Source organism: Nisaea sp. (assembly GCF_040217065.1).
Classification (GTDB): Bacteria; Pseudomonadota; Alphaproteobacteria; order Thalassobaculales; family Thalassobaculaceae; genus Nisaea.
In genome coordinates, this window is sequence record NZ_JAVJNX010000004.1 from 564,890 (window position 1) to 582,744 (window position 17,855).

Sequence of the window (17,855 nt, forward strand, 5' to 3'; positions counted from 1 at the left end):
CCCCTAGATCAAACCGCCATTCACATGGATGACTTGCCCGGTAACGTAACTCGCTTCGGCCGAGGCGAGAAAGCCGATCACCGCCGCCACCTCCACCGTCGTGCCCCGCCGCCCCAGTGGAATGCGGGCGGAGAGTGCCGCCACACCTTCCGGCGTCATCGCCGAATGGGTGCCCGGATCTTTCTCGATGAAGCCCGGCGCGACGACATTCACGGTCGCGCCGGACGGCGCCAGCCTGAGGGCGAGCGCGCGGGCCGTGGCTTCAAGAGAGGCTTTTGCCGCCGCCGTCGCCGGGAAGGCCGGAAGGTCGGTACGCCAAACATGCGGCCCGAAGGCCCCGACAGCGACAACCCGGCCCAAGGCGGAGGCTTCCAGCAGCGGCAGGGCCGTCTCCGCCATCTCGAAAAAGGATCGGGAAATGGCATTCTGCGCCTGCTCGAACCGCTCCACACCGGCCTCGCCGAGCGGCGCCTTGTCCGCGTAACCGGCATTGGCAACGAGGATATCGAGCCCTCCGAAGCGTTCGGAACAAGTCTCGATCAAAGACTGGCCCGCGCCCGTTTCGGCCAGATCCTTCAGCACGGTTTCGGCCGTCGCCCCTTTCGCGCGCACCTGCTCCGCCACGCGATTGAGACCGTCGAGATTGGCGCGCGTATGCAGCAGGAACCGGTCGCCGCTTTCCGCCAGCTTCCGGGCCGCCGCGGCGCCGATGCCGCTGGCTGCGCCTGTCACCAGAATAACCCGTCCGCTCATGGTCTGAGCCCCCGTAGAAGTGAGACCGGACTGTCGCACGCGGGCAGCGCTCGAAAAAGAGAGAGTGCAGATTAATCATGGAACGAGAGCATTCTAGATCCAGCGCCGGACCCGTGCCTTGTAGTCTGTATAGGCCACGCCGAAAAGCCGTTCGAGATAGGCTTCCTCGCGCAGGATGACGCCAAAATGCATCATTCCGACAAAGCCGACGATGGCCGTCAGCATCCACAGCGTGTTGCCGGCCAGTGACAGGCCGACCAGCAGGATGACCATAGCGAGATACATCGGATTGCGGCTGATCGAAAAGATCCCGGTGGTAACGAGAGCGGTGCTCGGCATCCAGGGTTTGACGCTGGTTCCTGCCCGCTTGAACTGGCGCTCCGCGATGATCACAAGGCCGATTGCGCCGACGACCAGGGACGGGCCGAGGAAGGTTTGGGCCCAGTCCGGCGCGAACGGGCGGGGCACGAACATTTCGAGCCCCGCACCGATGACAATGACGATCAGAAGAATGAGCGGCGGCGGCAGGACCACACCTGCAGTGTCCGGCTTGTCGTCAGGTTGTTGCTTCTCGTCCATGCCTATCTCCCTTGTCTCCATCGGTGGGCTTACCACGGTTCGCGGATCAGGAGGTACCGGCACCGTCCGTCTGTTCCACGATTCTCAGCCAGGGCCAGCGCTCCCGGTAGCTCCCGCACTTGAACCGGAACTGATGCGGCGTCGGGCTGATCGGGTTGCGGCGCAGAACCCCCGCGAACATATCCTCGAAGCCGTAAGTCGCACGCACCTCGCCCGCTTGCGAAATGCCGCAACAGGTGCCTGCGACGACGAACCGGTCGATGCCGGTCCGGGATTCCGAAATCGGCGGATAGGGCGCCCCGAACCGGGCCTCGAACCAGAGCGGGACCCGGGCCTGGTTGCGGATTTCGACCTCGACCCCGAGATCGGCAAACAGGGCGGCGCCGCGCCGGATCACTGCGTCCTCCGCCTCATAGCTCGTATCCGGGTCATAATAGAAAACATCGTAATCCCGGATATTCTCGGTCAGCGGACGGCCGGAGAGTGCATTCCATATCGCGCCGAAAAGACAGCCGGCGACCAGCCAGGTATCCTCGACGCCGAGATCGGGCATCCGCTGCAGAATGGTCCGGTTCACCGGGTTCTCCAGCACAACGGCAAGGAACCGGTCTTGCAGGCTCTCTTCCATCATCGAACGGGTCCCTGTTATTCGACCATGTGAAATTCATCCCATGCATGGGGACCAAAGCACCGTCAAGCGATTGACCGGAACGCCGCGGACCGCCTAAGTTCGGGTATCATTTCATTCGATGGCCGCAGAACCGACTCCGGAAACCGGCCGCGCACCGGTCCTGTCCGCCCCATGTCCATACCCGCTCCGGCCCGCCATCTCGCCAGCTTTGCCTTCGCGGCGGGCGCCGGTTGGGCATTTGCCTTTCTCGGCGTCCCGCTGCCCTGGCTGCTCGGCCCCATGCTATCGGTCGGCATACTCAGCATGACGGGCGTCACGCTCTCCATGCCGAAGGGTGCCCGGCAGACCGGACAGCTTCTGCTCGGCACCGGCATCGGTCTCAATTTCACACCCGCCGTTGCCGCATTCGTGGTCGACCATATCGCCGTGATGGTGATCTGCGCGCTGGCCTCCATCCTGTTCGGGCTGGCCTCCGCGCTCTATCTGCGCAAGGTGGCGAAGGTGAACATGGCCACGGCCTATTTCGCCAGCGTGCCCGGCGGTGTGGTCGAAATGGCCCTGCAGGCGACGAAATGGGGCGGCGAGATGGCGCCGGTATCCCTCGCCCAGTCCCTGCGCATCCTCTGTGTCGTCACCACGATTCCGACCGCGCTGACCCTGCTTGGGGCCGTCGGACATTCCCCGTTCGATGTACAGAAGCTGCCCTTCGACCTGCAGGGATTCCCCGTCCTGATCGCCCTCTCTCTGCTGTTCGGCGGGTTCATGGCCTGGCGCAAGATCACCAATGCCTGGCTGCTCGGCCCACTCGCCGCCGCCGCGCTGGTCACCGTGCTGGAACTGAATCTCTCGGGCATGCCGCGGGAGCTGCTCAATCTCTCGCAGGTGCTGATCGGGACCTTCATCGGCCTGCGCTATCGCCGCGAGCTGGTGCTGCCGCTGAAACGGTTCCTGCCCCACGCCGTCATCAGCACGCTGGTGCTGGTCGGACTCAATATCATGTTCGGCCTTGGCGTTGCGGACGTGACCGGCCTGCCGGCCGCCAGCATGGTGCTGTCCGTATCGCCCGGCGGCATGGCGGAAATGAGCATCACCGCTGCGGTCCTTGAACTGGGCGTTCCGCTGGTCGCGGCCTTCCATATTATCCGGATTTTTCTGGTTATTGCCCTCTCGGGGCTTATTTTTCGCTATATCTTAAGTTCAAAGATATAAGAAAACCGGTATTTTCGGTTGATCAAGAACACGATGACTGGCGTCCTGCCAGCGCACTGAAGCCGGGTCTCCCGGGAGGAAAGTTTCCATGACCGCAGCCGTCGCCGTGCACCCGTCCGGCCTCACACCCGAGGAACGTGCCGAGCAAGAACGTATGATTCTTGACGCTGTCGAGCGCTTCCTCGTCCGCGATGTGGCGCCCTATGCCCACATGCTGGAAGCCCAGGATGCCTGGCCCGAGGACATTGTCGGCAAGATGGCGGAACTCGGTCTGTTCGGCGCCACCATCGGCGAGGACTGGGGCGGGCTCGGGCTGTCAGCCTCGACTTATACGAAGATCGTCGAGCGGGTCAGCCGGGTCTGGATGTCGATTTCCGGCATCTTCAACTCGCACCTGATCATGGCTGCCGCGGTCGAGCGCTCCGGCACCGAGGCGCAGAAAGCGGCCTGGCTGCCGCGCTTCGCCAGCGGCGAGCTGCGTGGCGGCATCGCGCTGACCGAGCCTGACGCCGGCACGGACCTGCAGGCGATCCGTCTGCGCGCCGACAAGACCGAAGGCGGCTACCGGCTGAACGGCACCAAGATGTGGATCAGCAATGCCTATCACGGCCATATCCTCGCCGTGCTGGCCAAGACCGACCTGAATGCAACGCCCCGGCACAAGGGCATGAGCCTGTTCCTGGTCGAAAAGGGCGACGGCTTCACCGTCACCAAGAAACTGGAAAAGCTCGGTTACAAGGGCATCGATTCCGCCGGGTTCACCCTCGACGACTACTTTGTCCCGGAGGACAACCTGGTCGGCGGCGAGGAAGGACGCGGCATGCAGCAGATCCTCGGCGGGCTGGAACTCGGCCGGATCAATGTCGCCGCCCGCGGCGTCGGCATCGCCCGGGCCTGCCTTGAGGAATCCGTGCAATATTCACAGGTCCGCAAGACCTTCGGCAAACCGATCGCGGAGCATCAGGCAATCCAGCTGAAACTGGCCGACATGGCGACCCAGGTCGAGGCCGCCCGGCTGCTGACGGAACAGGCCGCCGCCGCCTATGACCGGGGCGAGCGCTGCGACATGGAAGCGGGGATGGCGAAGCTGTTCGCCACCGAGGCCGCCCTGCATAACAGCCTGGAGGCGATGCGCCTGCATGGCGCCTACGGCTATGCCAAGGAATATAATATCGAGCGCTATTACCGGGATGCCCCGCTGCTCGCCATCGCCGAGGGAACGAACGAGATGCAGCGCCTGATCATCGCCAAGCTGCTGATCCAGCGGAACCCTGCCTGACCCGGCGCGCACCGCCCCAACCTGACGCCGGAATGCCGAACGTTCCGGAGCGGAGCCCGCAGAAACGGGCCCCGCGCCTGGGTGTTATTTATTCATCCGGTTATCGACCAGATCGTCCACCACCGCCGGCTCGGCCAGGGTCGAGGTGTCGCCCAGCTGGTCCTGCTCGTTGGCGGCGATCTTGCGCAGGATGCGGCGCATGATCTTGCCGGAGCGGGTTTTCGGCAGGCCGGGCGCCCACTGGATCAGGTCCGGCGAGGCGATCGGGCCGATTTCCTTGCGGACCCAGGTCACCAGCTCCTTGCGCAGCTCTTCCGACGGCTCCAGCCCGGCATTCAGGGTGACATAGGCGTAGATGCCCTGGCCCTTGATGTCGTGCGGGTAGCCGACGACAGCCGCTTCGGCGACCTTGTCGTGCGCGACCAGTGCGCTCTCGACTTCGGCGGTGCCCATGCGGTGGCCGGAGACGTTGATCACGTCGTCGACGCGGCCGGTGATCCAGTAATAGCCGTCCTCGTCCCGGCGGCAGCCGTCGCCGGAGAAATAGCGGCCGGGAAAGGTGGTGAAATAGGTCTGTATGAAGCGTTCATGGTCGCCATAGACCGTGCGCATCTGGCCCGGCCAGCTGTCCGCCATGCAGAGGTTGCCCTCTGCCGCGCCCTCCAGGACCTTGTTGTCGGCATCGACAAGGACCGGCTGCACGCCGAAGAAGGGCAGCGTCGCCGAGCCCGGCTTCAGCTTCGTCGCACCCGGCAGCGGCGTGATCAGGATGCCGCCGGTCTCCGTCTGCCACCAGGTATCGACGATCGGGCAGCGCTTGTCGCCAACCACCTCATGGTACCACATCCAGGCTTCCGGATTGATCGGTTCTCCGACCGACCCGAGGATGCGCAGGCTCTTCCGGCTGGTCGCCTTGACCGGCCCGTCGCCCTCGCGCATCAGCGCCCGGATCGCCGTCGGCGCGGTGTAGAAGACTGAAACGTTGTGCTTGTCGCAGACCTGCCAGAAGCGGCTGAAGTCCGGATAGTTCGGCACGCCCTCGAACATCAGGGTGGTGGCCCCGTTCGCCAGCGGACCGTAGATGATGTAGCTGTGCCCGGTGACCCAGCCGACATCGGCCGTGCACCAGTAAACCTCACCGTCCTGATAATCGAAGACATATTCATGCGTCATCGAGGCAAAGACCATGTAGCCGCCGGTGGTGTGCAACACACCCTTCGGCTTCCCGGTCGAGCCCGACGTGTAGAGGATGAAGAGCGGGTCTTCCGCGCCCATTTCCGTCGGCGGGCAATCCTCGGAGGCGGCATCGCAGATCTCGTGATACCAGTGATCCCGGCCCTCGACCCAGTTGATCTTGCCGCCGGTACGCTTGACGACAACCACCGTCTTGCAGTCGGGGCAGTTCTCCAGCGCCTTGTCCGTGTTGGCTTTCAGCGGGATCGGCCGGCCGCCGCGCAGCCCTTCGTCCGAGGTAATGACGATATTGGATTCGCAATCCTGAACGCGCCCTGCCAGCGCGTCCGGCGAGAAGCCGCCGAAGACGATGGAATGCACAGCCCCGATCCGGGCGCAGGCCAGCATGGCGACCGCGGCCTCCGGAATCATCGGCAGATAGATCGTCACCCGGTCGCCCTTCTTCACGCCAAGATTTTTCAAGGCATTGGAGAATTTGCAGACGTCGCGATGCAGCTCGCGATAGGTGATCTTCCTGTCGTCCTTCGGATCGTCGCCTTCCCAGATGATCGCCACCTGATCGCCGCGCGTCGCAAGATGCCGGTCAAGGCAGTTCGCAGCCGCGTTCAGGGTACCGTCATGGAACCATTTGATGTGCAGGTCCTTTGCGTCGAAGGAGACGTCCTTGACCTTGCTGTAAGGCTTTATCCAGTCGAGCCGCTTGCCGTGCTCCGCCCAGAAACCGTCCGGGTTCTCGACCGACTCCCTGTACATCTTCTCGTACTTGGCTGCGTCCGCATGGGCCGTCTTGGCGATGTCCGCCGGCACCGGAAAATCATGCACGTCCCACATTGTTACCCCCTTGAGCTTTTGCGCGGTCTGACCACCGCATTCGCTGTGTTTGATTTGCCGTAACTATAACAACCGTTTCTCTACGGTTAAGCGATTTTTGTGCGCTGCGCCGTCGCACCCTCTAGTATTCGCATCCGTCCTCGATTTCCTCCTCGAGCGATTCCGGGCTCTCCGCGTCCACCACTTTGGCCGCAATCCCGAAACCAAAGCCCTGCCGGGCGAGCGCCCCCATGTCCCGGTCGCGATTCTCCTCGCGCTTTTCCGGCAGCCGGAACGGTCCGATCCGCCGCCGCCGGGCATAGCGCGCCGCCGACGCCAGCTCGCCGTTCTCCTGATCGAGAATTCCGGCCAGGGCCGCGTCGATATCGTCCGAGGAAACACCTTTTTCCATCAGCTTGCGTTTGATCATTTTGGTCGATGTGCCGCGCGCTACAAGGGACCGGACCCGGGTCTCGGCGAACAGCCTGTCGTTCAGGATGCCTGCCTCGGTGTAGCGCTGGATAACGGCCTCGACCATCTCCGCGCCCTCTGCCGGATCACTGCCGTGATAGGCGGATGACAGCCGGACCCGCCGCATCAGCACCGCCTTCAGGTTCGCGGCGGAGCTGGCATAGCGCTCCATGTACCAGAGCGCGACATTGCGCAGGTAGCTCTCGGTGACCGGTTTCGGCGGCTTTTTCTCGCGGCGCCGCTTTGCCGTACCGCCATATCTGGAGGCATCATTCATGCGGGTTCCGGGCCGGCGCGGCTTGCTTAGCGCGCCACTGCCCCCATCTGGTTGCTGTCACAAGTCATCAGGGCCTATTGTGCGCCCGCACCGCAACCTAAGCCAACGGCCCAGTTCATGACAGACCGCCCCTCCGCCTCGAATGCCAACGCCGACGCCGTCCCGGTTCCGTTCGTCCGCCGGGTCGGCCCGGTGAACTGGATCGGCGTCTGGACGCTATACGAGAAAGAGGTCCGGCGGTTCCTCAAGGTGATCACCCAGACGGTGTTCGCCCCTGTCGTCACCTCCCTGCTGTTCCTGTCGATCTTCACTCTTGCCTTGGAGCGCTCGATCGACATCGGCGACGGCATTTCCTATTCCGAATTCCTCGCCCCCGGCCTGGTGGTCATGGCGATGATGCAGAACGCCTTCGCGAACACCTCCTCCTCGATCATGATCTCGAAGGTGCAGGGCAATATCGTCGACGTGCTGATGCCGCCGCTCGGGCCGGGCGAGCTGCTGGCCGCCTTCGCCCTCGGCGGGGTGACGCGCGGCATGATCGTCGGGGTCTCCACCGTCGTCACCATGTCGTTCGCCGTCGGCTTCCATGCGGCGCACTGGCCGGTGGCCATCTTCTTCGCCGTGTCCGCCTCGCTGGCCATGGCCCTGATCGGCATCGCCGCCGGCATGTGGGCGGAGAAGTTCGACCACCTCTCGTCGGTGACGAACTTCGTCATCCAGCCGCTCGCCTTCCTGTCCGGCACCTTCTACTCGATCGACCGGCTGCCCGGTATCTGGAACCAGCTCGCCCACCTCAACCCGTTCTTCTACATGATCGACGGTGTGCGCTACGGCCTGATCGGCTGGTCCGACAGCGACCCGCTGGTCGGCGCCGCCGTGCTGACGGTGATGAACCTGCTGCTCGGCCTGCTTTGCTACATGCTGCTGAAGCGCGGCTACAAGATCCGGAGCTGACCAACAAAACCGCTGGTCCCGGCGGCGCCGTCTGCTATTTTGCGCCAAATCGGGATTATTGGGCGGACCAGGGACATGACCGCAGACGCCTCAGCGGCAACTCCAGACAGCGGCACGCGCGAAAAGCGCACCACCGGGATTCTGCCGAGCCAAACCATCCGGGAGATGATCAGGGGCGGGCAGATCGCGTCCGACATGCCGGTCATTGACGGCCAGATCCAGCCCTCCAGCATCGACCTGCGGCTTGGCGCCGAGGCCTACCGGGTCCGCGCCAGCTTCCTGCCCGGGCGGAGCGCCACCGTGGCCGAGCGGCTTGAAACCCTCGCCATGCACAGGATCGACCTGCGGGACGGCGCGGTGCTGGAAAAGGGCTGCGTCTACATCGTCCGGTTGCAGGAAAGCGTCTCGCTTCCGCCCAAGGTCTCGGGCACGGCGAATCCGAAAAGCTCCACCGGCCGGCTGGACATCTTCACCCGGCTGATCACCGATCATGGCACCGAGTTCGAGACCGTGCGCGAAGGCTATAACGGGCCGCTCTATGCCGAGATCAGCCCGCGCACCTTCAGCGTGCTCGCGCGCACCGGCTCCCGGCTGAACCAGCTCCGGTTCCGGCGCGGCACCCCGGTGGCCAGCGACGCGGCGATGCGGCGGCTGCAGGACAGCGTGGTGCTGGTGCATGGCCAGGAGGCCGATATCAAGGAAGGCGTCGCGGTCAGCGTCGATCTGACCGGCGAGCCGAAGACCGGCCTGATCGGCTACAAGGCGAAGCAGCATACCGGCCTGATCGATATCGACAAACCGAACGGCTATGACGTGCTGGATTTCTGGGAGCCCCTGTTCCGGCAACCGAACCGTCCGGGCGAACTGATCCTGGACCCGGACGAGTTCTACATCCTGGCCTCGAAGGAATATCTTTCCGTGCCGCTCGACCACGCGGCGGAAATGCGGGCCTACGACACCAAGGTCGGCGAGTTCCGGGTGCATTATGCCGGCTTCTTCGATCCGGGCTTCGGCATGTCCGAGGCCGGCGGCGAGGCGACCCGCGGCGTGCTCGAGGTCCGCTCCCACGACGTGCCCTTCGTGATCACCGACGGCCAGGTGGTCTGCCGCCTGGTCTACGAGCCGCTGACCGAAATCCCGGACAAGGTCTACGGCGCCGGCGGTATCGGCTCGAACTATCAGGGCCAGGGGCTGAAGCTGGGCAAGCACTTCCGCAGCCAGCCGATCGCCAATCCGCGCAGCTGAACCGGGCGGCTGCTTTTTGAAGTGGCGCGCGATCGGGGCTGTCGCGGTTCAGTCCGGAAAACCGGGCGCCCAGGAAGCTAAAGACGCCGAAAACAAAACCGGCGCGGGACAGGGGCGTCAAGAGCCCGCATACCGCGCCGGTTCGGATTTGTGGAAAAGACTGGTCTCAGACCGTGATGTCGACGCCGGATGAGGACGCGCCCTGCGCGCCAGTCGACTGGGCGATCTGCTTGGCCGTTTCAACGGCACTGGAGACAACCTGGGCCTGGACAATTTGCTGCTGCTTGTCTGCACGAAACGCGAAAACAGCGAGCCCCGACTGTACGGGTGCGGTCATGGCGGACTCCTTTCTGGTATTTCCGCTTGGCAAGAGCGGAAACTATAGCGGCCAGGGGTTTACGAGTCATGAAGGATCGTGTTGGATTTTATGGGTTTTTCGCATAATCAAAGACATCGGGTGCTCTGGCCTGAGCCGCGACAGCGTCGGCATTGACGCCCTCGACGGTCATGCCCGGCCTCCTTGGCACGACCGGACTCCCCCGCATTGCGCGGTTACCACGGCACACTGATGCCAATGCGGCATCCGAACAGGCCACGATTCGCAAAGTTTCGCGGGAATCCGCCTCCGGCGCACCATATTCCCCTTGGCGTCCCCCGGATTCCGTGCTTTTTTCGATATCCGGCGGCGCCGGTTTTCGGTGCCGCCATTTTTTATGGTGGAGAAGGACGTTGGTTACCACGGTGATGCCCACATACGGGCGTATAGATATCGCTTTCGAGCGGGGGGAAGGCCCTTATCTGTATAGCACCGAAGGCCGACGATATCTCGATTTCGCATCGGGGATCGCCACCAACTCCCTCGGTCATGCCCACCCGCATCTGGTCGAAACGCTGAAGAGCCAGTCGGAAAAGCTGTGGCATGTCTCCAACCTCTACGAGGTTCCGGAACAGAAGCGGCTGGCCGACCGGCTGGTGCAGAATTCCTTCGCCGACACGGTGTTCTTCGCGAATTCCGGTGCCGAGGCGAATGAAGGCGCGCTGAAGATCGCCCGCAAGTACCAGTGGGAACGCGGCGAGAAGGAGCGGTCCGAGATCGTCTGCTGCACCTCCGCCTTCCATGGCCGGACGCTGACGACATTGTCCGCGGGCGACAACGAAACCTACCGGACCGGCTTCGGCCCGCGCCCGGAAGGCTTCCGCCATGTCGCTTTCGGCAACATGAACGAGATGCGCGAGGCGATGGGCGCCAAGACCGCGGCCATCCTGGTCGAGCCGATCCAGGGCGAGGGCGGCATCAACACCGCCGATGTCGAATATCTGAAGGCGCTCCGCCAGGCGGCGGACGAATTCGGCGCCCTGCTGATCTTCGACGAGATCCAGTGCGGCATGGGCCGGACCGGCAAGCTCTGGGCCTATGAATGGGCCGGAGTAGCCCCGGACATCATGACGCTGGCGAAAGGTCTTGGCGGCGGCTTCCCGGTTGGCGCCATCCTGGCGAGCGAGAAGGCCGCGTCCGGCATGGCGCCGGGCACGCATGGCTCCACCTTCGGCGGTAACCCTCTGGGGATGGCGGTCGCCAATGCGGTGCTGGACGTATTGCTGGAGCCGGGCCTGCTGGAGCGCGTCACGAAACTCGGCGATGACTTCCACAAACGCCTGGAAGAAATCGCAGCGCGTCATCCGAAGATCTTTTCGGCGGTCAAGGGCAAGGGCCTGATGCTCGGCCTGGTCTGCGAGGTCAAGAATACGGACTTCCAGGGCAAGCTGCGCGAAGCTGGCCTGCTGACCGTCGGCGCCGGAGGAAACGTTCTGCGTATCCTGCCACCGCTGATCATCGACGAAAGCCATGTCGCCGAAGCCTGCGACATTATCGAGAAAGTCTGCGCGGACTGGGACGCCTGAACAGGCACCCGGCCGGCTCCCTCGGACGGGGCCGGCCGGCGTCCGCCCCCGATTCTGGAACTCCGATATGACGAAACAGAACCATTTCCTCGATCTCGACCAGATCGATGCGCTGACCCTTCGGGCCATTGTCGATGAAGGCATGGCGATGAAGCGCGGCGAGGCCGGCACCGAAAAGCCGCTCGCCGGCAAGACACTCGCGATGATTTTCGAGAAACCCTCGACCCGGACCCGCGTGTCCTTCGAAGTCGGCATGAAGCAGCTCGGCGGCGACGTCGTGGTGCTGAACGCGGCCGACCTGCAGCTCGGCCGTGGCGAGTCGGTAAGCGACACCGCCAAGGTGCTGTCCCGCTATGTCGACTGCATCATGATGCGGACCTTCGACGAGGCCACGATCCGCGAGATGGCGGAGCATGCCACCGTGCCCGTGATCAACGGCCTGACGGACCATTCCCACCCCTGCCAGCTGATGGCGGACATCATGGCCTTCGAGGAACATCGCGGTCCGATCCGCGGCAAGGTCGTTGCCTGGAGCGGCGACGGCAACAACATGGCGTCCTCCTGGATTCACGCGGCGACCAAGTTCGGCTTCGAGCTCCGCATCGCCTGCCCGCCGGAACGCAGCCCGGACCCGGCCCTGCTGGAATGGGCACAGAAGAACGGCGGCACCGTCATCCTGACGCACGATCCCGAAGACGCCGTCAGGGACGTGGATTGCGTGGTGACCGATACCTGGGTCTCCATGGGCGACGACAGCTCCAACGTGCATAATCAGCTCGGCCCGTACCAGGTGACCGAAGACCTGATGGCCAAGGCGAAGCCGGACGCGATCTTCATGCATTGCCTGCCCGCCCATCGCGGCGAGGAAGTGACGGCGGAAGTGATCGACGGGCCGCAATCCATCGTCTTCGACGAGGCGGAGAACCGGTTGCATTCGCAGAAGGCCGTCCTCAATTGGTGTCTTTCATAAAACCTTTCGCCTGATCCGGAGACCGAGATGAGCACCGCCGACATTTTCGCAGAGTCGGGTCACGATGATCTGTTGCTGCCGTTTCAGGTCGATCCGTTCGGCCTGCGCGGCCGCATGGTGCGTCTGAATTCCGCCGTCCACACCATCCTGGACCGGCACGGCTATCCGGACGCGGTATCCAAACTGCTCGGCGAGGTGATGACCATCACCGTCTGCCTCGCCGGCGCGCTGAAATACGAGGGCGTGTTCTCGCTGCAGATCAAGGGCGACGGTCCGGTCCGCACCATGGTTGCGGATGTCACCAGCGAGGGCCAGCTGCGCGGTTACGCCGCCTTCGACGAGGACGCCGTGGCGGCCCTGGTCGAGAAAGGCGAACTGACGGTCCCGCGTCTGGTCGGCGGCGGCTATATCGCCTTCACCGTCGACCAGGGCGCCGATACCGAGCGCTATCAAGGCATCGTGCCCCTCGCCGGCCAGACTCTCGCGGAATGCACACACGCCTATTTCCGCCAGTCCGAGCAACTGGAGACCGGGCTGAATGTAGCCGTGCGCAAGGACGAGTTCGGTATCTGGCGGGCCGGTGCCCTGATGCTGCAGCGCATGCCGCTGGACGGCGGCGATGCGCCGGAGCCCGGCAAGGCACGCGCCATACACGACATGGATGCCTACGAGGATGCCTGGCGCACCGCCATGGTGATGCTGAGCAGCGCCACCCCGGAAGAAATCGCCGGCACGCGGATCGCGCCGGACCGGCTACTGTTCCGCCTGTTCCACGAGAGCGGCATCCGGGCCTATCCGGCCCATCCGGTCACCGAACGCTGCCGCTGTTCGCAGGACCGGGTCGAATCCGTGCTGAAATCGCTGTCTGATGGAGAACTGCTGGACATGACGGTGGACGGGCTGGTTTTCGTGGTCTGCGAGTTCTGCAAGTCCCGCTGGGACTATGACGAAGCCGGCCTGCAGACGCTGCGGGCAGACGCAGGCGATTGATCACAATGCTGCCCCATCATTTGGGGTAGAGTGTCCGCCTCGGCTCAATCAATTCTCGGGGGGTCTCGATGCGGGTCCGTTTTGCTTTCCTTCTTTTCGTCCTCGCAGCACCGCTGCTTGGTGCCTGCGCCACACCGCCGACGGTGGAGTTCCCGGCGCTCACTTTCAAGCACAAGACACCGATCCGGCTCGCCGTCGGGTCCGTCGAAGTGGTCAATGAATTCCGCATGCCCTTCGCCGCGCCGAACGTGGAGCACAAGATGCCCATTGCGCCCGGTCCTGCTGCAGAACGCTGGGCCAACGATGTGCTGCAGGCCACCGGCGGCCCGGACAAACTGGTGATGGTGATCACCGATGCCTCGGTTGCCGAAACGAAGCTGAAGGTGAAAAAGGGTCTGCAGGGTGCCTTCACGACGGATCAGACCGAACGCTACGAGGGCCGGGTCGCCGTGCGTCTCGAGATCCGCACCCCGGAGAACAAGCGCCGGGCCGTCGCCGAAGCCTTCGCCACCCGCAGCGCCACGATCGCCGAAGACGCCTCCCTGGCAGATCGGGAAACCCTCTGGTACGGGCTGACGGAAAAGCTGCTGAATGATTTCGACACTGCGGTCCGCCCGCAGGTCAGCGCGCATCTCGGGGAGTTTCTCCCCTAAGTGCGGAGATCACGGCCGGAGCGGCAGGCGCCGCTCCGGTCCGCGGACATGATGTCAGATATTGGCCAGCACGTGTTCGACGCTGGACACTTCGAAGGCCCTCGGCTCTTCCACGAAGAGTTTGGTGACGGTGCCGTCCTCGACGAGCATGGCATAGCGCTGGGAGCGCATGCCGAGACCGGCGGCGGAGACATCCATCTCCAGGCCGAGCGCCTTGGCCAGATCGCCATTGCCGTCCGCAATCATGGTCACCGCGTCGCCGGCACCCTGATCCTTGGCCCAGGCGCCCATGACGAAGGCATCGTTCACCGCCGTGCAGGCGACGGCATCCACGCCCTTGGCTTTCAGCTCGCCCGCCTTCTGCACGAAGCCCGGCAGATGCTTTACCGAACAGGTCGGCGTGAACGCCCCAGGGACGGCAAAAAGGACAACCTTGCGGCCCTTCAGGAACGCCGCCGTATCCAGATCGTCAATGCCGTCCGCCGTGTTGGTTTTCAGCGTCAGAGCCGGGAACGCGTCCCCTACCTTGATCGTCATAGTCATCTCCCCCTGTATATTGTCAGGCCGAACCGGCCACGAGAATTTCCGTGCTAGAGAAATACGATGTTTGAGATGGGGCCGACCAGCCCGAATTCCAACAGCGTCAGCCGCCGGCTTTCCGTATCGCGGATTGGACGGCTTCCAGGCTGAGCAGTTCCGGCAGGGCGATCCCGCCCGGCGCGCCCGGCCCGTAGACAGCGTTGAACGGGATTCCATAGCGCCCGAACGAGGCGAGATAGTCCGCGATCTTCGGATCCGGCGCGGTCCAGTCGGCCCGCATCGCCACGACACCCCCCGCCAGGATCAGCCCGGAGATCGGGCCGGTTTCCAGCACAAGGGACTTGTTGACCTTGCAGGTCAGGCACCAGTCCGCCGTCACGTCGACCAGTACCGTCTTGTTGCCGGCCACCAGTCTGGCGATCTCGCGCCGGTCGAACGGTTGCCAGGCCGCCTCATCCGCAGAGTCCGTCGCCCCGGTCACGTCCCGGGCCGTGGCCTGCACACCGACACCCGCCACCGCGAGCAGGATGACCAGCGCGAGCGGCGCGGCGTAGCGCCGGCCGTACCGGTCCTGCCGCGCCCGCCAGGTCAGGGCGGCCACCAGCAGCAGCGCCAGAGCGCCGAGCAGCATCGTGTCGAGCAAAGCCGCCGTGGCGGCAAAGACCGTGAAAAGCCAGAGTGCCGTGGCGGCCAGCGCAAGGCCGAGAATGCGGCGCAGCCAAATCATCCAGGCACCGGGCCGGGGCAGCGCACGGGCCAGGTCCGGCAGCACCGCGACAAGCAGATAGGGCGCGGCCAGACCGAGCCCCATGACGGCGAAGATCACCGTGATCTCGATGTTGCCCCGGGACAGGGCAAAGCCGATGGCCGTGCCGAGAAACGGGGCGGAGCAGGGTGTTGCCAGCAAGGTGGCGAAGGCTCCGGTCAGGAAGTGACCGGCAAGGCTGCTCCTGCCGTCCCGCCCGCCGGAGCCGTCCGGCACCGAAAGCCCGAGATCGGCGAGACGCTGCGGCAGCCCGATCTCGAACAGGCCGAGAAGATTGCCCGCGAACAGCACGATCACCGCCACCATCAGGGCGAGGAAAAGCGGCTGCTGGAACTGGATGCCCCAGCCGACGGCAAGGCCGGCTTCCTTCAGGGCGATGGCCCCGCCGGCCAGCAGCAGGAAGGAGACGACGATTCCCGCTGCGGAGGCCAGGAAACCGACGCGGATCGTGCCCTTGTCCGCCCCGCCATAGGTCACCGCGCCAACCAGTTTCAGGGAGAGCACGGGCAGCACGCAGGGCATCAGATTGAGAATGAGCCCGCCGAGAAAGGCGATGCCCAGCATCGCGGCAAGCGCCGTCCAGCGCTCTGTCGCGGGGGCGTCACCGGCTTCGGCGACGGTGACCTTGCGTTCCAGGAACCGGTCGCCATCGACCAGCGTCAGCGTGATTTCCTCCCCGGTCAGCCGGCTGCCTTCCGGCAGGCTGGCCGGCAGCGTCAGCACGGCCGAGAGCCGGTCCGGGGCAAATTCCACCGCCGGCTTGCCGAAGGCGAAACCCGGGCGCGCTTCGGGGAACACGTCCGGCGTCCCCAGCGGGCCGCGCGACAGGATCTCCACCGCAAGGGAATGCGGCTCCGGCGTCCCGACGGCGGTGATCGTGCCGATTTCCAGGCCGAGGCCGCTCAGATTCTTCGGCACCCGGGCGCGGAATCTGTCGATGAGCTGGGAATAAGCGGTCGGTCCGGCCGCCGTTCCGTCCAGGTCAAGCGCCAGACTGGCGGTCAACGGCACACAGATATCGCTGCAGGCCAGCGCGTTCATTTCGGCACGAAACCGCACCGGTGCGCCCGGCTGGGACAGGGTCGCCCGGATCGGGATCACCACCTCGCCGTGATAGCCATAGGTCTCGAGCCCGAACAGGCTGAACCGCTCCGGCACCGGCCAGCGCCAGGACGTGCCGGCCAGATTGTCCGACCCGGCCCAGTCGATTTCCGGCGGATAGCCCGCGTCTCCGGGAGCCCGCCAATACACCTTCCAGCCCTCGGCAAGACGGAACTGCAGGCCGAGGGGAATGCTGCCCTGGCCTTCCGTCCCGGAGACTGCCGATACCAGCCTGACATCGGCGAAGTCGGTCCGGGCCCAGTCAGACGCACCCGGCGCGGCGCTGGCCGAACGCGCGAAAACGCTGCCCGCCACGATCAGGCCAAGAAGCACAGTCAGAATTGCATTTCTGGGGTGGAAGACCCAAATCATACCCGGATGCCCGACCTTGTTTCAGGGTTTTCATACCCTTTCCGTACCGCATATATAGTGGACCGGAGCCGCCACGTCGGTCACATTTTCAGGACCGGGACGAAACAGATGGCGGATCCGGCACAATCAGGGACCAGGACAGTCAGGAATGCCCAACACCGTCGCCGAGGAAACCGAGGAAGGCTATCTCACCGGACAGCTTCTGGTGGCGATGCCGGCCATGCGCGATCCGCGCTTTGCCCGCGCCGTGATCTATATCTGCGTGCATAACGCGGAAGGGGCGATCGGTCTGGTCGTGAACCGGCTTGTCGGCTCGATCGAGTTCGACGACCTGATCGAGCAGCTCGATATGGCGCAGGGCGAGTTCGAGATCGTCACCAGCCCGCCGGTGCATTTCGGCGGGCCGGTCGATACCGAGCGCGGCTTCGTGCTGCACAGCGCCGACTACCAGAGCGACGAGACGCTGGAAATCGACAAGGAATTTGGGCTGACCGCCACTGTCGACATCGTCCGCACCATTGCGGCGGGGAGCGGCCCGAAGAACCATCTTCTGGCACTCGGTTACGCCGGCTGGGGGCCGGGCCAGCTCGACGGCGAGATCCAGGAGAATGCCTGGCTCAATGTCGACGCCGATAACGCGCTGGTCTTCGACACCGACCTCGACAGCAAATGGGACCGGGCGCTGGCCAAACTCGGTGTCGATTCCGCCCTGCTCTCGACCGAAGCCGGCCGGGCGTAATCAGGTTGTCATGCCTGCCCGAAAAAAATTTGGCGGAGAGAGCCCGATCAAGACAAGCGGCTGCCATGCACCCGTTCTATCGGAATCGCGTCTATATCCACATCCTTCAGGCAGCGCACGTTCACCGACCATAAATGTGGTGCAGTGCGCGGTCTCCGGAATGGGAGGATGCCGCAACGCGGGCAAAAATAGTCCGTCGCCTGCTTCGTGTTGAATTGGTAGGTCGTGAGATCCTCGAGCGGACTCAGCAGCTCCAAAGCCTTTTCTTCCACCCGGTGAAGCAATGCGCCCCGCCGCCGGCAGATCGAACAATCGCAGACACGGACATGATCAAGATCAGCCTCCAGCCTGAAACGCACCGAGCCGCAATGACAGCTGCCTGAATAGACGCTCATCTTCTGCTCCCCAATCAGCCGTCAA

The 17,855-nt window shown here is 64.3% G+C and carries 18 protein-coding genes; 9 read left to right on the plus strand and 9 right to left on the minus strand.

Going from position 1 to position 17,855, the window contains the following annotated elements:
• Positions 1 to 3: 3 nt before the first annotated feature.
• The 3 genes from RH950_RS04205 to RH950_RS04215 all read right to left on the minus strand — a co-directional run bounded on the left by RH950_RS04205 (position 4) and on the right by RH950_RS04215 (position 1,963).
• On the minus strand, positions 4 to 753 hold the full coding sequence (locus RH950_RS04205; protein ID WP_350054011.1) for an SDR family NAD(P)-dependent oxidoreductase: 750 nt from the start codon (positions 751 to 753) through the stop codon (positions 4 to 6).
• A 93-nt stretch (positions 754 to 846) separates the two neighbouring features.
• Positions 847 to 1,332, minus strand: a complete 486-nt coding sequence (locus RH950_RS04210) for a methyltransferase family protein (RefSeq protein ID WP_350054013.1) — start codon at positions 1,330 to 1,332, stop codon at positions 847 to 849.
• Positions 1,333 to 1,378: 46 nt separating this feature from the next.
• On the minus strand, positions 1,379 to 1,963 hold the full coding sequence (locus RH950_RS04215; protein WP_350054015.1) for a nucleotidyltransferase family protein: 585 nt from the start codon (positions 1,961 to 1,963) through the stop codon (positions 1,379 to 1,381).
• Positions 1,964 to 2,134: 171 nt separating this feature from the next.
• On the opposite strand from RH950_RS04215, the gene RH950_RS04220 reads away from it, so the two are divergent.
• Together RH950_RS04220 and RH950_RS04225 are read left to right on the plus strand one after the other, a co-directional pair.
• Positions 2,135 to 3,172 (plus strand): AbrB family transcriptional regulator, encoded by a 1,038-nt coding sequence (locus RH950_RS04220; protein WP_350054017.1) that lies wholly within the window; start codon positions 2,135 to 2,137, stop codon positions 3,170 to 3,172.
• A gap of 88 nt (positions 3,173 to 3,260) precedes the next feature.
• Positions 3,261 to 4,451, plus strand: a complete 1,191-nt coding sequence (locus RH950_RS04225) for an acyl-CoA dehydrogenase family protein (protein ID WP_350054019.1) — start codon at positions 3,261 to 3,263, stop codon at positions 4,449 to 4,451.
• Positions 4,452 to 4,535: 84 nt separating this feature from the next.
• On the opposite strand, the gene acs is transcribed toward RH950_RS04225, so the two are convergent.
• Both acs and RH950_RS04235 read right to left on the minus strand, forming a co-directional pair.
• Positions 4,536 to 6,476 carry an acetate--CoA ligase gene (gene acs / locus RH950_RS04230; RefSeq protein WP_350054021.1) on the minus strand — a complete coding sequence of 647 codons (1,941 nt, stop codon included), beginning with the start codon at positions 6,474 to 6,476 and terminating at the stop codon, positions 4,536 to 4,538.
• Positions 6,477 to 6,597: 121 nt separating this feature from the next.
• Entirely contained in the window at positions 6,598 to 7,203 is a 606-nt protein-coding gene (locus tag RH950_RS04235; protein WP_350054023.1) for a regulatory protein RecX, read from the minus strand.
• Positions 7,204 to 7,320: 117 nt separating this feature from the next.
• On the opposite strand from RH950_RS04235, the gene RH950_RS04240 reads away from it, so the two are divergent.
• Positions 7,321 to 8,157, plus strand: a complete 837-nt coding sequence (locus tag RH950_RS04240) for an ABC transporter permease (RefSeq protein ID WP_350054025.1) — start codon at positions 7,321 to 7,323, stop codon at positions 8,155 to 8,157.
• 75 nt (positions 8,158 to 8,232) lie between these two features.
• Positions 8,233 to 9,402 (plus strand): 2'-deoxycytidine 5'-triphosphate deaminase, encoded by a 1,170-nt coding sequence (locus RH950_RS04245; RefSeq protein WP_350054027.1) that lies wholly within the window; start codon positions 8,233 to 8,235, stop codon positions 9,400 to 9,402.
• A gap of 166 nt (positions 9,403 to 9,568) precedes the next feature.
• On the opposite strand, the gene RH950_RS04250 is transcribed toward RH950_RS04245, so the two are convergent.
• Entirely contained in the window at positions 9,569 to 9,739 is a 171-nt protein-coding gene (locus tag RH950_RS04250) for a hypothetical protein (protein WP_350054028.1), read from the minus strand.
• Between the two features lie 407 nt (positions 9,740 to 10,146).
• Here RH950_RS04250 and RH950_RS04255 point away from each other — a divergent pair, with 407 nt between their 5' ends.
• The 4 genes from RH950_RS04255 (at position 10,147) to RH950_RS04270 (ending at position 13,917) form a co-directional block, all read left to right on the plus strand.
• The gene (locus RH950_RS04255; RefSeq protein WP_350054030.1) at positions 10,147 to 11,304 is read left to right on the plus strand and encodes an aspartate aminotransferase family protein; all 1,158 of its coding nucleotides are present in this window, start codon (positions 10,147 to 10,149) and stop codon (positions 11,302 to 11,304) included.
• 67 nt (positions 11,305 to 11,371) lie between these two features.
• Positions 11,372 to 12,274 (plus strand): ornithine carbamoyltransferase, encoded by a 903-nt coding sequence (gene argF / locus RH950_RS04260; RefSeq protein ID WP_350054032.1) that lies wholly within the window; start codon positions 11,372 to 11,374, stop codon positions 12,272 to 12,274.
• 27 nt (positions 12,275 to 12,301) lie between these two features.
• Positions 12,302 to 13,264 (plus strand): Hsp33 family molecular chaperone HslO, encoded by a 963-nt coding sequence (locus RH950_RS04265; RefSeq protein WP_350054034.1) that lies wholly within the window; start codon positions 12,302 to 12,304, stop codon positions 13,262 to 13,264.
• A 68-nt stretch (positions 13,265 to 13,332) separates the two neighbouring features.
• Positions 13,333 to 13,917 carry a hypothetical protein gene (locus RH950_RS04270; RefSeq protein ID WP_350054036.1) on the plus strand — a complete coding sequence of 195 codons (585 nt, stop codon included), beginning with the start codon at positions 13,333 to 13,335 and terminating at the stop codon, positions 13,915 to 13,917.
• Between the two features lie 54 nt (positions 13,918 to 13,971).
• On the opposite strand, the gene RH950_RS04275 is transcribed toward RH950_RS04270, so the two are convergent.
• Both RH950_RS04275 and RH950_RS04280 read right to left on the minus strand, forming a co-directional pair.
• Positions 13,972 to 14,454 carry a peroxiredoxin gene (locus RH950_RS04275; protein WP_350054038.1) on the minus strand — a complete coding sequence of 161 codons (483 nt, stop codon included), beginning with the start codon at positions 14,452 to 14,454 and terminating at the stop codon, positions 13,972 to 13,974.
• Positions 14,455 to 14,560: 106 nt separating this feature from the next.
• Entirely contained in the window at positions 14,561 to 16,657 is a 2,097-nt protein-coding gene (locus RH950_RS04280) for a protein-disulfide reductase DsbD family protein (RefSeq protein ID WP_350054040.1), read from the minus strand.
• A 187-nt stretch (positions 16,658 to 16,844) separates the two neighbouring features.
• Between RH950_RS04280 and RH950_RS04285 the strand changes: the two genes are divergently transcribed.
• Complete coding sequence (locus RH950_RS04285; protein WP_350054042.1) at positions 16,845 to 17,435, plus strand: YqgE/AlgH family protein; 591 nt, start codon at positions 16,845 to 16,847, stop codon at positions 17,433 to 17,435.
• A 47-nt stretch (positions 17,436 to 17,482) separates the two neighbouring features.
• Here RH950_RS04285 and RH950_RS04290 read toward each other — a convergent pair whose 3' ends face one another.
• Positions 17,483 to 17,830: a GFA family protein gene (locus tag RH950_RS04290; protein ID WP_350054044.1), complete on the minus strand. Its 348-nt coding sequence runs from the start codon at positions 17,828 to 17,830 to the stop codon at positions 17,483 to 17,485.
• Positions 17,831 to 17,855: the final 25 nt, after the last annotated feature.

Excerpts from the sequence above, each read along its gene's own strand:
- RH950_RS04285 (WP_350054042.1), top strand. The coding sequence starts at position 16,845 with ATGCCCAACACCGTCGCCGAGGAAACCGAGGAAGGCTATCTCACCGGA.
- RH950_RS04225 (WP_350054019.1), top strand. The coding sequence starts at position 3,261 with ATGACCGCAGCCGTCGCCGTGCACCCGTCCGGCCTCACACCCGAGGAA.
- RH950_RS04245 (WP_350054027.1), top strand. The coding sequence starts at position 8,233 with ATGACCGCAGACGCCTCAGCGGCAACTCCAGACAGCGGCACGCGCGAA.
- RH950_RS04215 (WP_350054015.1), bottom strand. The coding sequence starts at position 1,963 with ATGATGGAAGAGAGCCTGCAAGACCGGTTCCTTGCCGTTGTGCTGGAG.
- RH950_RS04210 (WP_350054013.1), bottom strand. The coding sequence starts at position 1,332 with ATGGACGAGAAGCAACAACCTGACGACAAGCCGGACACTGCAGGTGTG.
- acs (WP_350054021.1), bottom strand. The coding sequence starts at position 6,476 with ATGTGGGACGTGCATGATTTTCCGGTGCCGGCGGACATCGCCAAGACG.
- RH950_RS04265 (WP_350054034.1), top strand. The coding sequence starts at position 12,302 with ATGAGCACCGCCGACATTTTCGCAGAGTCGGGTCACGATGATCTGTTG.
- RH950_RS04255 (WP_350054030.1), top strand. The coding sequence starts at position 10,147 with ATGCCCACATACGGGCGTATAGATATCGCTTTCGAGCGGGGGGAAGGC.
- RH950_RS04205 (WP_350054011.1), bottom strand. The coding sequence starts at position 753 with ATGAGCGGACGGGTTATTCTGGTGACAGGCGCAGCCAGCGGCATCGGC.
- RH950_RS04270 (WP_350054036.1), top strand. The coding sequence starts at position 13,333 with ATGCGGGTCCGTTTTGCTTTCCTTCTTTTCGTCCTCGCAGCACCGCTG.
- RH950_RS04275 (WP_350054038.1), bottom strand. The coding sequence starts at position 14,454 with ATGACGATCAAGGTAGGGGACGCGTTCCCGGCTCTGACGCTGAAAACC.
- RH950_RS04290 (WP_350054044.1), bottom strand. The coding sequence starts at position 17,830 with ATGAGCGTCTATTCAGGCAGCTGTCATTGCGGCTCGGTGCGTTTCAGG.
- RH950_RS04250 (WP_350054028.1), bottom strand. The coding sequence starts at position 9,739 with ATGACCGCACCCGTACAGTCGGGGCTCGCTGTTTTCGCGTTTCGTGCA.
- argF (WP_350054032.1), top strand. The coding sequence starts at position 11,372 with ATGACGAAACAGAACCATTTCCTCGATCTCGACCAGATCGATGCGCTG.
- RH950_RS04220 (WP_350054017.1), top strand. The coding sequence starts at position 2,135 with ATGTCCATACCCGCTCCGGCCCGCCATCTCGCCAGCTTTGCCTTCGCG.
- RH950_RS04240 (WP_350054025.1), top strand. The coding sequence starts at position 7,321 with ATGACAGACCGCCCCTCCGCCTCGAATGCCAACGCCGACGCCGTCCCG.
- RH950_RS04235 (WP_350054023.1), bottom strand. The coding sequence starts at position 7,203 with ATGAATGATGCCTCCAGATATGGCGGTACGGCAAAGCGGCGCCGCGAG.